The following is an 18,444-nucleotide window of genomic DNA, read 5'->3' as shown; positions in this document are numbered from 1 at the left end:
GCGGTATCGTCTCGGCCGGCCTCAGCCGCGGCGCGGGCGGCGGCGCAGGCGCGTCACCACGAGTCCGGCGGCGCCGGCGACCAGGAGTCCGATGCCCCACAGGACACCGCCACCCTGGGTCGAGCCGGTGCTGGCGAGGCCGCCCGCCGCCGGCGGGTCGAGCACGACAGCGCAGGCCTCGCCCGCGTCACCGCAGCCGCCCTCGCCGGTCGACGGGGTCCACGGCCCGGGCGGGGTCGTGACCGTCGCGCGGTTGGTGGTGTCGAGCGGCTCGTCGAGGACGGTGGTCACCGTGAACGAGGTGGAGGCTCCGACGGCGAGGGCCGGGATCTTCCAGGTGAGCTTGCCGGCGGTCATGGTCGACGCCGGGCTCGTGCTGATGACCCGGAGGCCACGCGGCAGGAGGTCGCTCACCGACGCGTCGACCGCGTCGATCTCGCCGTCGTTGGTGACGACGATCGTGTAGACGATGGTGTCGCCCACCGAGGCCGTCGGCCGATCGGCGGACTTCGCGACCGCGAGGTGACCGATGTCGAAGCGGTTGGTCACCGTGACCGTGGCGGCCGAGCCGCTCGGGATGGCGACCACGCCGTCCGCGGGGTCGAGGGTCGTCGCGGTCGCGAGACCGGCGTCCGTCTCCTCGACGGCGCAGGAGGCGCCGGCGATCAGGTCGTCGACGGTGGCCGTGTAGCCGTTCGCCTTCGACAGCTCCAGGGTGCCCCTCGCCCCGAGGTCGATGGGCGTGGTCACGCCGTCGACGTCGTAGGTGCAGGTGACCTGGACGGTGAACGGACCGGCGCCGAAGAGGGCGACGCCCGCGCCGACGCGCTTCTTGTCGATCGTCAGCGAGCCGGTGTCGAAGGTGTTGGTGATCGTCACCGTCGCCGGGGTGCCCGCGGGCACGGTGACGCCGCCGGCCGGGGCGATCGCGACGGAGGTCGCGCCTCCCGTCGCCGTCTCCGCCGTGTCGCAGTGGGCTCCCTGGATGAGACCGGTGACGGTCGCGGTGTAGCCGTTGGCCTGGTCGAGCACGACCACACCGGCGTCAGGCAGCGGGATCGTGAGCGTCACGCCGTCCTTGACCCAGGTGCAGGTCAGCTGCGCGGTGAACGGGCCGGCCCCGTAGGTGGCCGCGCCGTCGCCGTCGCGCACCTTCTCGAGCGTGACCGAGCCGGCCGAGAACGTGTTGGTCACGTCGACCGTCACGTTCTGCACGCTTCCGTCGAGGGCGCCCGGGATGGTGACGGAGGGCTGGTCGACGGCGCTTCCCGTCGCGCCTCCCGTCGCCGTCTCGGTCACGTCGCAGACGGTGCCGGCCGGGTAGACGCCCGGGACGGTGACCGTCTCGCCGCCACGGATCGTCAGGTCTCCGTCGAACAGGGTCTGGTCGCCCGCGTAGACACAGGTCGCGTGGACGGTGAAGGGACCGTCGCCGTAGGCGCCCGCGGCGTCGCCGTCGACGGTCTTGGTGATCGTCAGCGTGCCGGCCGCGTAGTGGTTGTTCACCACCGCGGTGTCTCCGCCGTCCGCGCCGGTGAGGGTCACGGTCGTCGAGTCGCCGGTCGTCTCCGCGGCTCCGTCGAACGCGATTCCGACGTGGTTCGGCGCGGTCGCCGCTCCGTCGGCGCCGGTCTCGCTGATCACGCACTTCGCGCCGACCGGAAGCCCGGTGACGGTGCGGGACTCGCCGTCGGCCAGGGTGAAGGCGGCATCCGCTGCCGCGAGCGGGATGGAGGTCCCGAGCGCGCTGGTGCAGACGAGGGTCAGGTCGAAGGGCCCGAAGGAGCCGGCCGTCGCCGCGGTCTCGACGTGCTTGGTGACGGTGAGCTGCGTCGTCGCGTAGTCGTTCGCGATGGCGACGGTCTGGGCGGCCGGGACGGGCGCCGAGGCGTCGGCCGCGGTCGCGATGACCACGCTCGCCGGGGTCACCGTGCGGCTCGACTCGCCGTACGAGCCGTCGGCGCCGTGCTCGGTGACGGCGCAGGAGGCGCCCACCGGGATCCCGTCGATCCGTGCGGTGTACCCGCCGGCCTTGCTCAGCGTGACCGAGGACGCGCTGCCGAGGTCGACCTTCACGCCGTCGACGGTGCACGCCACGTCGGCGACGAAGCTGGTCGGCGCATACTCCGCGGCCGGTCCCGTGATCGTCTTGGTGATCTGCAGCGGACCGCCGAGGAGGAGGACGCCGGACTTGATCGGCTCCTGCGGTCCCGCCGGCTGCGAGCCCGACACGTACGTCGGGTAGAAGCCGAACGAGTTCCAGGCGCGCACGCCGGTCACGGGGGCGGTGACCGGCGCCCGGTCGTCGCCCGCCGTCGTGGTCGGGACGTTCGTGGTCGAGTACGTCACCTTGAGCGCGCCGCCGGCCGGGAGCACCGCACCGGGCGCCCCGCTGAAGTCGAAGACCAGCTTGATCGCGGTGACCGCGCCCGCGTCGACGGTGGTGCCGACCGCACTGGAGGGCAGCCACGAACCGGCGGGGCAGGATCCCGCGCCGGGGGTGATCTCCTTGGTGCACGGGTTCGCGGAGGTCGTGACGTACCAGTCCATGCGGGTGCCGTCGACGCCGCCCGAGCTCTGGAACGCGACGTCGCCGTTGAACCGCGGGGTGTAGACCGACCCGCGCTGCGACGGGTCGACGACACCCACGTCACCCGGATACGGGAACACGTCCACGGCGGTCAGGTTCTTGGCGGCGACGTTCCCGCCGTTCACCATCTCCAGCTTCCAGTGGTCGGTGCCGCCGACGGTGCTGACCGCCGCGCAGGGGTAGCGGTAGTAGCCGTCGGAGTCCGAGGTGCAGGGCAGCGACGGGTTGTTGATGTTCTGCGCGTCTCCGCTGTCGGAGCGGACGCCCTTCGAGGCGGTGAACGAGCCCTGCGAGAGCGTCGTCACGACGTTGCTCGTGGAGCAGGTGTTGTTCGCGAAGCTCACGCTGCGTCCGTTGCCGGAGTTGAGCGCGCTGCAGACGCCGGCGGTGAGTGCGCGATCGGTGGTCACGCCGAACCAGTTGGTCGCGACCGTCGCCGGCGCGAGGCCCGGCTTGATCTGCAGGGAGATCGTGATGCTGTACGTCTCACCAGGAGCGAGCTGCGAACCCGCGGGCCAGGAGAAGCGGATCGCTCCGGTCGCCTGGTCGTAGGTGCGCGTCACCTTGGTAGCGTCGGTCGGCAGGGTACCGCCCGTGGACGTGCTGTAGATCGGCACGTTGGTCGGCACGAAGAGCAGCGAGCCGTCAGCCGGGAGGCTGTCGGTCACGACCGGGTTGGGCAGGTACCCCGTGCCGGTGTTCTTGAACCGCAGGGTCCAGTTGACCTCCTTGCCGGAGGCCGCCTGGCCGGGGCTGGTCTTCTCGACCGCGATGGCCGCGGTCCCCGGGTTGACCGTGAAGGTCGCCGTCGCGGTCGCCCGCGTCGCGTTCACCTCGTTGTACGAGGCGTCGGCGAACACGGTGTCGGTGATGGTGCCCGCTGCGGTCTCGCCGGGCATCGGGGTGCTGACCGCCGTCGAGGCGACGGGGCCGGACCCGTCGCGCAGCTGCGACCGCAGGCTCACGCTGAGACGGACGTTGTCCGCATTGTTGGAGGCGGCGAAGCTCGACCCGTCCGCCCGCGTGAACGTGAAGCGCAGGCCGGTCACGTCGGCCGCGGCGACGCTCGACGGCAGCGAGGCCGTCGCGATCGTGGTCGCGGATCCGGGGTGCCAGATCGCTCCGGCGCCCTGGCCGGTCTGGGCGTCGATCGTCACCCGGTCGGCGCCGGTCGGCACGTTCGGGATGGCGAAGCCGCTGAGCGTGAAGGCGTTCCAGAAGGTGGGGGTCGAGTCCTCGATGACGAGGACCTTCGGGGAGAGCGTGCCGGTCGAGCGGGCGCGCAGACTCACCTGGATGGGGTTCGTCGGGTTGGCCTGGAGCGTGCTGGTGGGGCTGAACGTCTTCGCGGTGGCGACCTGGAGGTTGCCGTTCGCCAGCGTCACGGACGCGCTCTGTGTGTCCGCGGCCTGCGCGGTCGGGTAGACGTCGTCGTGCAGCGCGCCGTAGACGGTGTTGACGAACGCGCCGGCGGTGGGCGCGGTGCCGGTGGCCCGGCTGGTCGGGCGCAGCTGCGCCGTCAGCGTGACCGTGGCCTTCTGCCCCGGCGCGATGGTGGCGCCGGTTCCGTCGGTTCCCTGCGCATTGGTGCCGCGCAGCAGCACGCTGACCCCGACCACGTCGGCGAGCTGGGCCGCGGTGAGCGCCGTGGCCTGCGCGATCGTGTGCGTCGTCGTCGTCAGCGTTCCATCGTCGGCGCGGTGCAGGAGCGAGACGACGCTGAGGGAGGTCTGCACTCCGCTCGCCGAGCTCAGGTCGACGGCGATCTTGGTCAGATTCAGCCTGTCCAGCGGGTTCGCGGCCGGGTCGTAGGCGCCGAAGACGCACGGGGCCGTCGTGGTCGCGTTGGTGCAGTCGATCGGGTCGCTGATGCGGAGCTGCCAGGTGCTGCTCGTGGACGTGTTCGCGATCGTCGTCGTGTAGACGGTGGTCGGGTACGAGGCGGCGGGCACGTCCGGCTGCGGGATGACGAGCGTCGTCGGGTTCGCGGTCTTCGTCGTCTTCGTGGTGAAGGTCGGGTCGATGATCGTGACGTGATCGGACGCGGTCCGCTCGAACGGCGCGCCGGTGGCCGGGATGCCGCGCACCAGGACGGTGTTGTCGACCGCTCCGGCCGAACCGGCGATGTTGTACTCGCGGGTGCCGGTCACCCAGTCCGTCGTGGCACCGCCGCGCACGGAGTTGCGCAGCTTCAGGTCGAGGTGGAGAGTGCGCGCATTGGCGTTGGCGCCCGGGAAGGCTCCGGCGGAGGCACTCGCCACACCGCTGCCCACGGCCGGGGCCGTCGGGTCGCCGGTGGCGGCGATGGCCGCGGCCCGGTTCGGGCTCTCGATGAACGTGAGGCGCACACCCTGTGTCGACGCGCGCTCGGCGGTGCTCAGGGTGTAGCCGGGGAAGGTGCCGTCACAGGCGTTCGCGCTGGTGCAGGCCTTCGACGTGACGTCGTTCCAGGCGGTGCCGTCGAAGAGCTCGACCTTGGAGACCTTGTCCCAGCGGATCAGCGGGTCGTAGGTCGCACCCGCCGTGGAGGTCGGGGTGATCGCGTCGATGCGCACCAGGTCGAACGCCTGGAACACGCTGGACGAGACGGGCGAGGGGCTCGCCGGGTCCTGGACGACCATCGAGGTGACGCCGGTGGTCTGGGTGCCCCAGCCGAGCGTGACGCCGGTGGTGGTGCCGGACTGGGCCTGCAGCACCTTGGTGCCGTCCCACGCCTTGCTCGCGATCAGCGGACCGGGACCTCCGTCGGTGGCCTGGACGTTCGCGGTGGCGCAGTCCACGGCGGGGCGGCTCGTGATGTTCGCGCCGCCGTTGACGGTGCCGCTCGCGCTGCTGACCGCGCAGTTCTCGTAGGCGGTGAGCGCCGGGTACGTGCCCGGGTTGGTCGGGCCGCTGCCGTCGCGGAGCGTGCCGCGCGCGACGAACACGATGCCCGGCTTCACGTTGGTCGCCTGGCCGAAGCCGTCCTGATCGGCGAAGGTGAAGCGCAGCCCCCGCACGTCGGAGTGCCCCGTGCCGTTCGGCAGGACGTCGTCGAGCACGGCCGAGTAGGTCTTCGCACCGGAGGTGGCGTCGACGGTGGTCAGCGTCTTCCAGGTGGTTCCGTCGGTCGTGTACTCGATGGTGAGCGTCGACCCGTTCGGGACGGAGGTCGGCGCGATCGCGGTGGCGTCGAACGCGTTCCAATACGGAGCGGCGGTCGGATCCTGCGGCTCCGTCACGACGATCGTGGTGGGGCGCACGGAGCTGGTGCCCGGCGGCGTCTGCGCCGACAGCTGCACCAGGCTCGCGCCGCCCGGGATCACCGTCTGCGGAGTGATCGTCTTGTCGAGCGCCAGCATCACCTCGGGGAAGTACACCTCGAGGTTCGCGGTCGCCGTGTCCTCGGCGGTCCCTGCCGCGTTGACGCCGGTGACGGTCGCCGCGTTCGAGTAGGTGACGAAGCCGGAGCCGGCGGGCCCCGCGTCCGTCGTCGTCCCGACGCGGAAGGGCAGCTTCGCCGTCGCCCCGGTGCCGATGGTGCCGGTGTAGGTCACCTGGAAGGCGGTGATGTACTGCCCGGGAGCGAGCGTCGGCGCGCTGGGCAGCCCGGACGACGAGGTGAAGGTCGAGTCGGCGGGGGCCGTCCCGGTGTTCACCGACCAGGAGACCGTGGCGCCCGTCGCACCGTCCGGCCATGCCGCACCCGACGTGAACCCGCCGAACGAGATCTTGTCGGAGAAGAACGTGCCGCTGCCGGGCTCGCGCACGGAGAGGCTGGTGAGCGGACCCGTGGACGTGTTGGTCGCGGTGAGGGTGGCGGTGGTGGATTGCCCGGCCGGGATCTGCTGGACGCTGAAGCTCTTGTCGGCGGACACGCTCACCGTGAGCGGGGCGATCACCTGGGAGGCCGTGGCGGGCGCCGAGGTCGCATCGCCCTTCGGCGTGCTGACGACGGAGGCGATCGTGTTGACGCGGGTGCCGCCGGCGACGAGCGCGGCGCCCGTCCGGCGGTTGGTCGCGCGCTGCGCGAAGACGACGTCGACGGATCCGTTGGCACCCGGCGTGATGGCGGCCCCGCCCTGCGACGAGCTGAAGACGATCTTCAGGCCGAGCACATCGCCCGCGGCGACCGTGGAGGGAAGCGCGGGGGTGGCGCCCACCGGCCCGGGGACATCCCCGCCCGCGGTCACGGCCACCACCTGCACCTGGTCGGCGCCGGCGGGCATGGTCACGGCGCCGAAGCCCGCGAAGTCGTAGAAGTCGTACACGCCGCCCGCGGCCGTCGGGTCGGCGGGCTCGGCGATGGTCAGGCTGGTCGCGTCGATGTTCGACGAGCTCGACGCCTTGAGGGTCGCGGTCGAGTGCTCGCCGGCGGCGAACTGGGTGGATGCCGGGGTCCAGGTCTTCGAGGCCGTCGCGCCGAGCACGTCGGGCACGTGCACGGTGACCGGCGCGGAGGCCTGCACGGTGGCCGCGTTGCTCGCCGTGAACGACGCGGTGTTGGTGAGGGTCTGGGTGTCGTACGACTTCGCGACGTCGTCGGGCACCTTGGCGGTGATCTGGACGGTGCCGGTCGCACCCGCGGCGAGCCCCGTGCTCGCGGGAGTGGTGTTGGGCACGGCGTCGCTGAACGCGACCTTGACCGTGCTGCCGTCGACCGTGACGGCGCCGCTGCCGCCGACGACCGTGGGCGTGCCGACGATGGTCAGCGGCGCCGGGACGGGATCGGTGATCGTCGCGTTCACACAGCCGGTCGTGGTGGAGGAGCAGCCGAAGTTGAGGGTGTAGACGAACTGCTGCCCGGGCTGCACATCCGTGACCGTGGTCGTCTTCGACAGGTTCAGGACGCCGGAGCCCAGGTCGTCGGCGTTGGCAGCCTGGACGCCGATCGCCGAGGAGCCGAGCAGCACCAGCGCGAGTGCTGCGGCGACACTGACGGGAGTCCGGAGAGTGAGCCCGGCGGCCGAGTGACGGCCGCGCGGGCGCACGAAGAGAGCGCGGATTCGGGTAAGCACAACAATCCCCCATGCGGGACGAAGCATCCGGGTCCGCTCGGCGGGCGTCGGGACGGGTGTGCGACGGGCGTCGGTTCGGGTAGCGGCTCGCGGGTCGGGTCCAACGAGAGATGCTTCACCCCTTTCCTATCGAAGTTTCCATCACGCCTGTAGGTGTTTTGCTACCCCAAAGCTGGGGACAGTCCACCGCATGGAGGACGTTTCTGTACCCCGAACGGGGCGGCGGGGTCCGCCGCAGCGGCGGAGACGTGCCCGGGACGAGCGCTCGCATGGCACACGCCCCGCCCGGGGACTACCGTTGACCCGGTGACCACGACCGAGACACCCAGCACCGAGGCGGACGCCGCCGACGCGACGCCCACCTTCTCCGATCTCGGCCTGGAGGGCGCCGTCCTGAAGGCCCTGAAGGACCTCGGATACGAGACTCCCTCCGCCATCCAGGCGGCCACCATCCCCGTGCTGATGGAGGGTCGCGACGTCGTCGGGCTCGCGCAGACGGGCACGGGAAAGACCGCCGCTTTCGCCCTGCCGATCCTCTCGCGCCTCGACCTGTCGCAGAAGAGCCCGCAGGCGCTCGTGCTCGCCCCCACCCGCGAGCTGGCCCTGCAGGTGGCGGAGGCGTTCGAGAGCTACGCCGCGCACCTCAAGGGCGTGCACCTGCTCCCGGTGTACGGCGGGCAGGGCTACGGTGTGCAGCTGTCGGCGTTGCGACGCGGCGTGCACATCGTCGTCGGCACGCCCGGCCGGATCATGGACCACCTCGACAAGGGCACCCTCGACCTCTCCGAGCTCAAGTACCTCGTGCTCGACGAAGCCGACGAGATGCTGAAGATGGGGTTCGCGGAGGATGTGGAGACCATCCTCGCCGACACTCCGGACGACAAGCAGGTCGCCCTGTTCTCGGCGACCATGCCGGCGTCGATCCGGCGCATCTCGAAGAACTACCTGCACGATCCCGAAGAGATCACCATCACGGGCAAGACGACCACATCGGCCAACATCACCCAGCGCTACCTCGTCGTGTCGTACCCGCAGAAGGTCGACGCTCTCACCCGCATCCTCGAAGTCGAGAACTTCGAGGGGATGATCATCTTCGTCCGCACCAAGAACGAGACCGAGACGCTCGCGGAGCGGCTCCGCGCGCGCGGCTACTCGGCGGCGGCGATCAACGGAGACGTGGCACAGGCCCAGCGGGAACGCACGGTGGACCAGCTCAAGTCGGGCAAGCTCGACATCCTCGTGGCGACGGACGTCGCGGCGCGCGGCCTCGACGTCGAACGCATCAGCCATGTGGTCAACTTCGACATCCCGGTCGACACGGAGTCGTACGTGCACCGCATCGGCCGAACGGGCCGCGCGGGCCGCAGCGGTGACGCGATCAGCTTCGTCACGCCCCGCGAGCGCCGCCTCCTCACCGCGATCGAGAAGGCGACCCGCCAGCCCGTGACGCAGATGCAGCTGCCGAGCATCGACGACGTGAACGAGACCCGCCTCGCGCGCTTCGACGACGCGATCACCGAGGCGCTGACGCAGGAGGACCGCATCTCGCGGTTCCGCGACATCATCGCCCACTACGTCGAGCACCACGACGTCCCGGAGGCGGACGTGTCCGCAGCCCTCGCCATCGTGGCGCAGGGCGACGAGCCCCTCCTGCTGGACGCCGACGACGCGCTGACCCGTCAGGTGCAGCGCGACTCCCGGTACGAGGATCGGGGCCGGGACCGCGGTGGACGCGACGACCGCGGCACGCGGGGCGACCGCCCCGCCCGACGCGAGCGCAGCGACAAGCCGATGTCGGCGTACCGGATCGAGGTCGGCAAACGGCACAAGGTGGAACCGCGCCAGATCGTCGGCGCGCTCGCCAACGAGGGCGGTCTGAGCCGCGACGACTTCGGGCACATCCGCATCATGCCGGCGTTCTCCATCGTCGAGCTGCCCGCCGATCTGCCGCGCGACACCCTCGACCGCCTCGCCGACACGCGCATCAGCGGACGCCTGATCGACATCCGCCCCGACCGCGGGGCCGGTGCACGCCGCGACGGCGACAGGCGGGATCGCGACGACCGACGTGACCGTGACGACCGACCGGCGCGCAAGCCGCGCCACCGCTGAAAGGGGACGGCATGAGCAGAGAGAAGCGCGAAGAGCGCGCGGAGGCCGAGGCCCGCGCCGAGGCGGAGGCCGCCATCGAGGCGACCGAGACCGACGACTCGGGAGTCGACGCCGACGAGCAGCTGGAGTCGGAGGAGGAGCCGGGGTAGCACCGGATCAGGACGGCGGCCCGGCTCGCCCGGACCGGCACTGTCGGTACAGGATCGTCCGCCGCCCGTCGGCGGTCTGAAGGTAGGCGAGCCTCCCGGGTATGCACGAGATCAGCGCACCCTCCCCCGAGAGCTGCGCGCGATGCATCGCAGAGCCGAGCGTCGTGGTCTCGTCCTCGACCAGACCGTCTTTGACGAGCACGCAGGTCGACGGGGCGCCGAGCCGCTCGAGCAGCCGCACAGCGAACCGCTCGTCGCGGTCGGCGACGCTGACGGTTCGCGCGTCGACGAGGGGGAGCGGCGACCGCAGCAGTGCCCGGAAACGCTGGCGACCCGCTCGCGTGTTTCGCCCGACGAGCAGCGCCAGCCAGGCCGTCGGGTCCACGAAGGCGCGCACGAACGACCTCACGTGCTCTTCGACGAGGCGCCTGTCCGTCATGCCGACCCTCCCGGTGGTGCCGACGTCATCCGCGGCGCTTCCCGGAGACGTCGATGTGCGCTGTCACGAGGTGTTCGGCGCGGCGCCCCGCACCGGATTCCGTGACCCGAGGTTCGGGCGGAGGACGCGCGACCCGTGGCCGACGCCGGGTCGACTACGGCAACCGAACCGTCGGGCTACGTATTCTCGCCCCAGACGCACGTAACGCCTCCCAACGTCCGGAAGGGTGATCTCAGACCTCCGGTCATACGGGTAGACACGGAGGGCTCCCGCCGGCATTCGGGTTGTCGGCGTCTCACAGCGCGGGCGAGTCGCAGACACGTGCTCGCCCGCGCTTCCCATGTCGGCTATCGGAGTGGCGGTCGGGACATTGCCCCCGCAGATCAGCCGGCGAGCCTGTGCTGCTCCAGCAGCAGATGCACGGCCTCGCGCACCAGCTCACTCTCCTTCTTCCCGGTCTGCCGGATCAACTGATCGAAGGCCGCCCGATCAGCCGCAGGGATGCGGCCGCGCACAGTGGGCGACGCCCCCTTGGGATGGGTCCCGAGTCGCGGCCTCCCCGCCGAGCGCAGGGCGTCGTCCAGCGCCTCCTCCGAGCCGTACTCGCTCAGCATGAATTCGCGACCCGCCTGTTCGGCGGCCGAGCCGATCAGGACGTTCTGGGGCGCGGGCAGCTGCGTGGCGACATCGGTCAGCCGGGCTGCAAGCGCCTCGTACTCCGCGTCGGTCATCTTCTCAGCCATTCGGATTCTCCTCCCTGTAGGTCGAGGACCCGTGGACGGGATGCGCCCCCTCACCACCCCAGCAGCACCACGGCCGTCAGCGCCAGCCACGCGATCATCCCCACGTAGATCAGGCGCTCGGCCAGGCCGAACACTCCGCGGAGTGCAGGCGTGGCGGCCGAGACGATCGTGAGGACGCTGGCCGCGGTCATCAGCCAGCCGAGCGCGCTGGACGCTGCGGCGGCGGCGGAGAGGCCGGAGGTCGCGCCGAACGCGATCGCGGTCATGAAGCCGCCGACCGACGCAGCGGCGAAGGCGCCGAAGGCGAGCACGTTGTGGAGGCGGCCGGTGGAGGTGCGCGCGGTTCCCGGCGCGTCCATCGGCGCCCAGCTGATGACGGCGCGGGCGACGGCGAGGACAATGAGGGCGACGATGGCGGGCAGCGTCGCGGGGAGGTCGGTCGCTGGGAGGGCGATCGCGAGAGCGGCGGCGGCGACCGCGGTGCCGAGCGTCTGGACGCGATAGAGCGCGCTGTGGGGGGAGATTCCGTAGGCACTGACCGGGTCGCGCAGGGGCGAGAGGCCGGACGGGGCGACGTGCAGCACGATCAGCGCCCCGAGGGTGACCGCGACCCCGGCGAGCGCGACGAGCGTGAGGACGGCCACCATGCGATCAGGAGGCGGTGGGAGCGGCCGGATCGGAGAGCGGGCCCGGTTCGGCGTAGCCGGAACGCGGCACGATCGGTGTGTGACGGGGCGCCCACACCGAGCGGTCCCAGGCGAGGATGCCGTACCAGACGGGCGTGACGAGGATGGCCAGAAGATAGAAGACGCCCGGCTTTCCGAAGCCGCACTGGATGTGGACTCCGGCGATGATGAGGAACACCAGGTAGATCAGCTGCCCGACGATCGGGATGAGCCCGATCAGCACCAGCCATCCCTTCTGACCGCCGAGCTGGAGGAGCCGCCAGGTGCTGAAGAACGGTACCCACGCCGGCCACCTTTTCAGGCCCGCCTTGCCGAAGATCCCCATCAGGGCGAAGCCGTAGAAGACGTAGGCCACCAGGCCGCCCAGCGCCGACCAGCCGTAGGCCGCTGTCAGGTCCGTCGTCGTCGTGTAGTCCACTGTGTCCCCCGGTCCGGCCCGCCCGTACGGCGCGGCCACGCGACCAGTATGTCCGACGGGCACCGCCGAATCGAAGAGGGGTGGGGTCGACCTCCCGCCACCCGAGGAATACCGTCGCCGGTGAACCCGTTGCAGAGATACGGGTAGGGGTATCTCGAACGAAAGGACCGCACATGGCGACCACCGAGCTGACCGGAACGACCTTCGAATCCACCATCACATCGAACGACATCGTGCTCGTCGACTTCTGGGCCGAGTGGTGCGGCCCGTGCCGTGCGTTCGGGCCGGTGTACGAGACCGTGTCGGAGAAGAACGACGACATCGTGTTCGGCAAGGTCGACACGGAGGCCGAGCAGGGCCTGTCGAGCGCGGCGGGCATCACGTCCATCCCGACACTGATGGCGTTCCGCGACGGCATCCTGCTGTTCTCGCAGGCAGGCGCCCTTCCGGCCCCGGCGCTGGAAGACCTGATCGGGCAGATCCGCGGGCTCGACATGGACGAGATCCGCAAGACGCTCGACGAGGCGGAGGCCGCGGAGGCGGCCGCCGCGAAGGCGTGACCGCCCCGGCAGCGGACTGCGCCCGGACTGTTCCTCGCGCTCGCCCGACACGCGAGAGGTGAGACGCGCCGCGCCCGATCGTGATACGACTGGCGGACGACGACAGATCGGATCACCCGTGCGCAGAGACGCCCGCCGCTTCGCCGCGGCCGACACGACAGCCTCCGACGCCCTCGGCGGGGGCGACCCGCTCGCGGCGGGCGGCCCCTTCGTCACCGACCTCGAGAGGGTGCAGTTCTCGCCCTACTTCTCGCGCCTGTCGGCAGTGACGCAGGTCGTGTCCCCCTCCACCGCCGGCGCACCGGTGCACAATCGGCTGACGCACACGATGAAGGTCGCCTCCGTCGCCCGTTCGATCGCCGAGCGCATCGGGGACACCGATGCCGGACCGTGCGATCCCACCGTGGTGGAGGCTGCGGCGTGCGCACACGACCTGGGGCATCCCCCGTTCGGCCACCTCGGCGAGGCGGTGCTCAACCGCATCGCTCGCGACGAGCTCGGCCTCGCCGACGGCTTCGAGGGCAACGCGCAGACCTACCGCATCATCGCCTCGCTCGACGTGATCGAGAGCGCGCCGAGCGGGCTCGACCTCACCGCGGCCACCCGGGCGGCGATCGCGAAGTACCCGTGGTCGCCACGGGTGGACGTGCGGGCGCTGCACCACGCCGACTCCGTGCCGCGCGGCATCCACCGCACGGGCGCCGACCACGACGTCTTCAAGTACTCGGCCTACTTCGTCGACGAGGCCGACCTCGACGACGCCCGGGAGCAGGTGGAGGCGCGCCCGCTCCGACAGACCGCCGAGGGCGCCGTCATGGACATCTCGGACGATATCGCCTACTCGGTGCACGACATCGACGACTTCTACCGGGCCGGCATCCTCGACCACGCATCGGTGACGGCCGAGTTCCACGGCTGGCTCGACGACGTGCCCAGCTGGGCGGCGGCCTCCTCTCACGACCTGACGGGCAGCTCCGCTCCCGGGGCCGCGCTGGAGCGCCTGCGTCGCAAGGTGGACCGCGACGACCCGTGGATCGCCGAGGACGACGCCTTCTACGACGCGGTCTGGGCGGTGAACGCCGAGCTGGTCGACGCGCTCCTCATCCGCCCCTTCGACGGCTCCCTCGCCCTCGAGCGCGAGCTCGCGGCGTTCACCGGCCGCTGGATCCGCGGCTTCGTCGACTCGGTGGGCGTGGTGACGGGCGACTCCCTGCGCACGGGTCCGCTCAGTCTGGGGCCGGCGGCCTGGCACCGGGTCGAGATCCTCAAGTTCCTGCACCGCCAGTTCGTGCTCAGCCGTCCCGACCTCGCCATCCAGCAGCGCGGCCTCAGCACCGTGATCTCCCGCACCGTCCGCGCCCTCATCGAGTGGATGGACGACGAGCACGACCGCCACCGCGTGCCCCGCCGCCTGCGCGAGCTGATCGACCTCGCCCACGAGGACTACGCGGCGATGGACGCCACCCGCTATCGCGCCGTCGCCGCCTGGCGCCCCGTCGACGAGCTCTCCCGCGCCCGCGGGGTGATCGACTACGTCGCCTCCCTCACCGACGCCCAGGCCGCCGACCTCTCCGACGCCCTCTCGGGCCGCGGCGACCGCATCTGGTCGCTCGGGCACCGGGTCTAGGGCGCCACAGCGGGGTCGCATTCTGCCGCTTCGCGCCTGCCAGAGCGGCAGAATGCGACCCCGCTCCCGTTCAGACGCGCCTGGCGAACAGCCGCGCCGCCAGCAGGTTCCACAGGCCCGCGAACAGCAGCACTCCGGCGACGCCGTTGAGCACCGCGCCAACGACGTCGGTGACGTAGTGGACGCCGACGTACAGGCGCGACCAGGCCACCAGGAGCACGAACAGCGCCCCGACCACCAGCACGACGGTGCGGGCGAGCGGGCGCCGGCAGATCAGCACGAGCGCGGTGACCAGAGCGGTCGCGAAGACCACATGTCCGCTCGGATAGCTGAGAGTCGCCGGGCTGACGTGGAGGGGGTGGACCAGGCCCGCGGTGGAGGGACGCGGCTGGGCGACGACCGCCTTCACGATCAGGGTGGTGATCCAGCCGAGGCCGGTGACGGCGCAGACGCCGAGCGCGAGACGCCAGCCGCGCACGAGCAACAGCACGACGAAGACCACTGCGAGGATGACGGCGACGACGACGGGCTTGTCGAGCTTGTCCAGCAGGCGCGCGATGTCGTCGAGGGTGTGGGCGTGAGCGCGGTTGATCGTGTCGTCGAGGGTGGCGGCGCGCAGCGCGGGCAGCGCCTTGGCGGCGAAGCCCAGGGCGAACGTGGCGGCGAAGAGGACGACGGTCCAGACGATCCAGTGGCGCGGGACGCGCAGCGCGGCGGAGCTCATCGTGCCAGTCAAGCGGACGCTCACTGAGCAACCTCTAGGGACCCGGCCGTCGAACCTGAGGATTCCCGAGGGTACCGCCGAGACGTGGGTCGTCGCGGGTCACCAGGGGATGGCACCCGCAACGACTCACGTCTCACGTCAGGGGGAGGCCGAAGGCCGCGCTGTGGAGGGGGAGGCCGTGGGCCGTGGTGGGGGCGAGGAGGGTCTCCGCGGCGGCGCGGTCGAAGCGGCCGATGGTGCAGGCGCCGATCTTCTGGTGCTGGGCGACGAGGAGCATGCTCTGGATCAGCTGGCCGGCCTCCAGCAGGAGGAAGCGTTCGGCGTTGTCGCCGAAGTGCTGCTCCGCGGAGTAGCCGTCGCCGACCGCGAAGACGTGCACCGCCTCCGTCTCGGCGATTCCGCGGTTGGCGAGCACGCCCTTCAGCCACTCGCGGGGCTCCGCGTCGATGCCCAGCGGCGCGAGGGTGTGGTCCTTGGGCTCGTAGCGGTAGAACGCCGGCGGGACGCCGTCGACGGCGCACACCGCCACGACGCACGCCACCGGGTAGGCGCGACCCGGGGACGGGGTGCCGCGGCCGAAGCGCTCCGTGATCCCGGCTGCCTCGTTGAGCAACGTGCCGAGAACGGTGAGCGGGAGCGGGCCGGATGCGAACTCGTGCTGGGAGCGGCGCTCTCGCAGCGCGGTGACGACGCTGACGCCGGAGGCCGGGTAGTACAGCTCCGGCGAGGGCAGGGGGATGGTCCGCAGGATCGTTCTCACGCCCCCAGTCAAGCGACGGCGTCCCCGGCACGCGCTCCCCGATCCCGGAACTAACCGACGGGGGACGACGAAGCGCCCGGCACGGGGCCGGGCGCTTCGTGGTTCAGAGCAGGGTCACTGCGCCGGGGGCATCAGCACCGAGTCGATGAGGTACACCGTGGCGTTGGCGGTGTGGACGCCGCCGCAGATGACGTTGGCGTCGTTGACCTTGATCGAGTCGCCCGAGCCGGTGACGGTGACGGTGCCGCCCTCGACCGTCTTGTGGGTGCCGTCGATGTCGGAGGGCGAGATCTGGCCGGGCACCACGTGGTACGTGAGGATCTTGGTCAGCGTGTCGGCGCCGGCGTCGGTCTTCAGCGTGTCGATGGTGGCAGAGTCGATCTTCGCGAAGGCGCTGTCGACCGGCGCGAAGACGGTGAACTCACCGCCGTTGAGGGTGTCGACCAGGTTGACCTTCGGGTTGAGCTTGCCCGAGACCGCCGCGACCAGTGTGGTGAGCAGCGGGTTGTTGGAGGCGGCGGTCGCCACCGGGTCCTGCGACATGCCGGCGACGGAGCCGGCACCGGTCGGGACCTGCTTGGCGTAGGCGGCGCAGCCGGAGCCGACCAGGTCGGCCGCCGGGTCCATGGTGGCGGAGGCCGACGGGGTGGTCATCGAGGAGCCGGAGGACGAGCTCGACGACGAGCCCGAACCCGAACCGGACGAACACCCGGTCAGGGCCAGGGCGAGGGCCGCGACCGTTCCGGCGACGGCGAGCGAGATCTTGGAAGTGCGCATTGTGAGACTCCTTCGTGCGTTCATGCAGTGATTGACGTGCTGCGACGTGCTTGCTACGACGGGGCTTCGGAGCCTCGCTCCCGATCGGATTGGAACGTCGTCCGACCAATCCGATCCGGATGCCGTCGCCGAACGCAGGGCATGTACCTGACACTCGCGCTGATCGGATTCCTCGGCGGCCTCATCACGGGGATCTCCCCCTGCATCCTCCCCGTGCTGCCGGTGATCTTCTTCTCCGGCGGCGCGCAGAGCGACCGCGCGACCGGCGCCTCCCGGTGGCGGCCGTACCAGGTGATCCTGGGTCTGGTGGTCTCGTTCAGCGTGTTCACGCTCGTCGGCTCCCTGCTGCTCGCGCTGCTGCACCTGCCGCAGGACGTGCTCCGGTACGCCGGGATCGTCGTGCTGGTGCTGATCGGCATCGGCCTGATCGTGCCGAAGTTCGAGGAGATCCTGGAGAAGCCGTTCTCCTGGATCCCCCAGCGCACTGTGGGCACCGACCGCGGCGGCTTCGTGCTCGGGATCGCGCTCGGCGCGGTGTACGTGCCGTGCGCAGGACCGGTGCTCGCGGCGATCACGGTCGCCGGATCGACGGGCAGGATCGGCGTCGAGACGATCGTCCTGACCCTGGCGTTCGCGGTCGGGGCGGCCATCCCGCTGCTGATCTTCGCCCTCGCCGGCCGGCGCGTCTCGGAGCGGGTCAAGGGGTTCCGCAAGCACCAGAAGGGCATCCGCATCACCGGGGGCGTGCTGATGGTGGCGCTCGCGGTGGGGCTGCTCTTCAACGTCCCGCAGGCTCTGCAGCGGCTCATCCCGGACTACACGTCAGCGCTGCAGGACCAGTTCTCATCGTCCGATCAGGTGAGCGAGGCGCTCAACCTCGGCGGGCTGGTCAACGACCAGAACAAGGACCTCTCCAAATGCACGAACAATGCGACGAAGCTGGAGTCGTGCGGCACCGCTCCCGACATCACGGGCATCCAGCAGTGGTTCAACACTCCGGGGAACAAACCGATCGCGCTGGACCAGGAGAAGGGCAAGGTCGTCCTGATCGACTTCTGGGCCTACTCCTGCATCAACTGCGAGCGCTCCATCCCGCACGTCGTCGCCTGGGAGAAGGCGTACAAGGCGGCGGGCCTGCAGATCATCGGCGTGCACTCCCCCGAATACGCGTTCGAGAAGGTGCCGGGCAACGTCGAGTCGGCCGCCAAGGGGTTCGGGATCACTTACCCCGTCGCGATCGACAACAACCTCTCCACCTGGACCAACTACCGCAACCGGTACTGGCCGGCCCACTACCTGATCGACGCGAGCGGGACGGTGCGCAACGTGCAGTTCGGCGAGGGCAACTACGCCCAGACGGAGTCGTTCATCCGCGACCTCCTGAAACAGGCGAACCCGTCCGTGAACCTACCCGCCCCGACCGAAGTCGCCGACTCGACGCCCCAGGTCGCGGACATCACGCCGGAGTCGTACCTCGGCTACACGAAGGTGCGCAACTACGACGGCCCCGAGAAGTACACGAGCGGCACGCAGACGTTCAGCCTGCCGGCGAAGCAGAACGCGAACACCTTCGCCCTCGAGGGCGGCTGGAACGTCGGAACGCAGTCCATCACCCCGTCCGCCGGCCCCGCGACCATCCGCCTCTCCTACACGGCGAAGGTCGTGCAGATGGTGCTCTCCGGCACCGGCGATGTGATGGTCGAGCGCGACGGCAAGAAGCAGACGGTCCACGTCTCCGGGGTGCCGAACGCGCGGCAGCTGCTGTCGGCGAAGGACACCGGGAGCGGAACGCTGACCGTGACGGTGCCGAGCGGGGTGACCGCGTACTCGTTCACGTTCGGATAAGCCGAAAGAAGGTCAGA

Annotated in this window: 13 protein-coding genes; 5 read left to right on the top strand and 8 right to left on the bottom strand. The window is 70.8% G+C overall.

Annotated features, from left to right (window positions below; translation table 11 throughout):
• Positions 1 to 21: 21 nt before the first annotated feature.
• Complete coding sequence (locus LLS1_RS01980) at positions 22 to 7,587, bottom strand: DUF5979 domain-containing protein (RefSeq protein WP_226653361.1); 7,566 nt, start codon at positions 7,585 to 7,587, stop codon at positions 22 to 24.
• A gap of 306 nt (positions 7,588 to 7,893) precedes the next feature.
• Here LLS1_RS01980 and LLS1_RS01975 point away from each other — a divergent pair, with 306 nt between their 5' ends.
• Both LLS1_RS01975 and LLS1_RS01970 read left to right on the top strand, forming a co-directional pair.
• Complete coding sequence (locus tag LLS1_RS01975; RefSeq protein WP_226653360.1) at positions 7,894 to 9,699, top strand: DEAD/DEAH box helicase; 1,806 nt, start codon at positions 7,894 to 7,896, stop codon at positions 9,697 to 9,699.
• A gap of 11 nt (positions 9,700 to 9,710) precedes the next feature.
• Positions 9,711 to 9,848: a hypothetical protein gene (locus LLS1_RS01970; RefSeq protein ID WP_223358425.1), complete on the top strand. Its 138-nt coding sequence runs from the start codon at positions 9,711 to 9,713 to the stop codon at positions 9,846 to 9,848.
• 7 nt (positions 9,849 to 9,855) lie between these two features.
• Here LLS1_RS01970 and LLS1_RS01965 read toward each other — a convergent pair whose 3' ends face one another.
• From LLS1_RS01965 to LLS1_RS01950, 4 genes are all read right to left on the bottom strand, one after another.
• Positions 9,856 to 10,287, bottom strand: coding sequence for a hypothetical protein (locus LLS1_RS01965; protein WP_226653359.1), 432 nt, complete (start codon positions 10,285 to 10,287; stop codon positions 9,856 to 9,858).
• Positions 10,288 to 10,670: 383 nt separating this feature from the next.
• Positions 10,671 to 11,030, bottom strand: coding sequence for a hypothetical protein (locus LLS1_RS01960; protein ID WP_226653358.1), 360 nt, complete (start codon positions 11,028 to 11,030; stop codon positions 10,671 to 10,673).
• Positions 11,031 to 11,080: 50 nt separating this feature from the next.
• Positions 11,081 to 11,677: a DUF998 domain-containing protein gene (locus LLS1_RS01955; protein WP_226653357.1), complete on the bottom strand. Its 597-nt coding sequence runs from the start codon at positions 11,675 to 11,677 to the stop codon at positions 11,081 to 11,083.
• 4 nt (positions 11,678 to 11,681) lie between these two features.
• Positions 11,682 to 12,173: a DUF5684 domain-containing protein gene (locus LLS1_RS01950; protein ID WP_226653356.1), complete on the bottom strand. Its 492-nt coding sequence runs from the start codon at positions 12,171 to 12,173 to the stop codon at positions 11,682 to 11,684.
• Between the two features lie 134 nt (positions 12,174 to 12,307).
• Between LLS1_RS01950 and trxA the strand changes: the two genes are divergently transcribed.
• Together trxA and LLS1_RS01940 are read left to right on the top strand one after the other, a co-directional pair.
• The gene (gene trxA, locus LLS1_RS01945) at positions 12,308 to 12,694 is read left to right on the top strand and encodes a thioredoxin (protein WP_223358431.1); all 387 of its coding nucleotides are present in this window, start codon (positions 12,308 to 12,310) and stop codon (positions 12,692 to 12,694) included.
• 118 nt (positions 12,695 to 12,812) lie between these two features.
• Positions 12,813 to 14,321 carry a deoxyguanosinetriphosphate triphosphohydrolase family protein gene (locus tag LLS1_RS01940; RefSeq protein WP_226653355.1) on the top strand — a complete coding sequence of 503 codons (1,509 nt, stop codon included), beginning with the start codon at positions 12,813 to 12,815 and terminating at the stop codon, positions 14,319 to 14,321.
• Between the two features lie 70 nt (positions 14,322 to 14,391).
• Here the strand turns inward: LLS1_RS01940 and LLS1_RS01935 are convergent, their stop codons facing one another.
• From LLS1_RS01935 to LLS1_RS01925, 3 genes are all read right to left on the bottom strand, one after another.
• On the bottom strand, positions 14,392 to 15,045 hold the full coding sequence (locus LLS1_RS01935) for a phosphatase PAP2 family protein (RefSeq protein ID WP_226653354.1): 654 nt from the start codon (positions 15,043 to 15,045) through the stop codon (positions 14,392 to 14,394).
• 133 nt (positions 15,046 to 15,178) lie between these two features.
• A complete protein-coding gene (locus LLS1_RS01930; RefSeq protein WP_226653353.1) occupies positions 15,179 to 15,805 on the bottom strand; it encodes a SagB/ThcOx family dehydrogenase in 627 nt (208 codons plus the stop codon).
• 114 nt (positions 15,806 to 15,919) lie between these two features.
• Positions 15,920 to 16,582, bottom strand: a complete 663-nt coding sequence (locus LLS1_RS01925; protein ID WP_223358439.1) for a fasciclin domain-containing protein — start codon at positions 16,580 to 16,582, stop codon at positions 15,920 to 15,922.
• A gap of 141 nt (positions 16,583 to 16,723) precedes the next feature.
• On the opposite strand from LLS1_RS01925, the gene LLS1_RS01920 reads away from it, so the two are divergent.
• Positions 16,724 to 18,427, top strand: coding sequence for a cytochrome c biogenesis protein DipZ (locus tag LLS1_RS01920; protein WP_226653352.1), 1,704 nt, complete (start codon positions 16,724 to 16,726; stop codon positions 18,425 to 18,427).
• Positions 18,428 to 18,444 lie beyond the last annotated feature (17 nt).

Origin of the sequence: Leifsonia sp. LS1 (assembly GCF_020521355.1) — a bacterium.
Lineage (GTDB): Bacteria > Actinomycetota > Actinomycetes > Actinomycetales > Microbacteriaceae > Leifsonia.
This window is presented reverse-complemented; position numbering and strand designations above follow the sequence as displayed.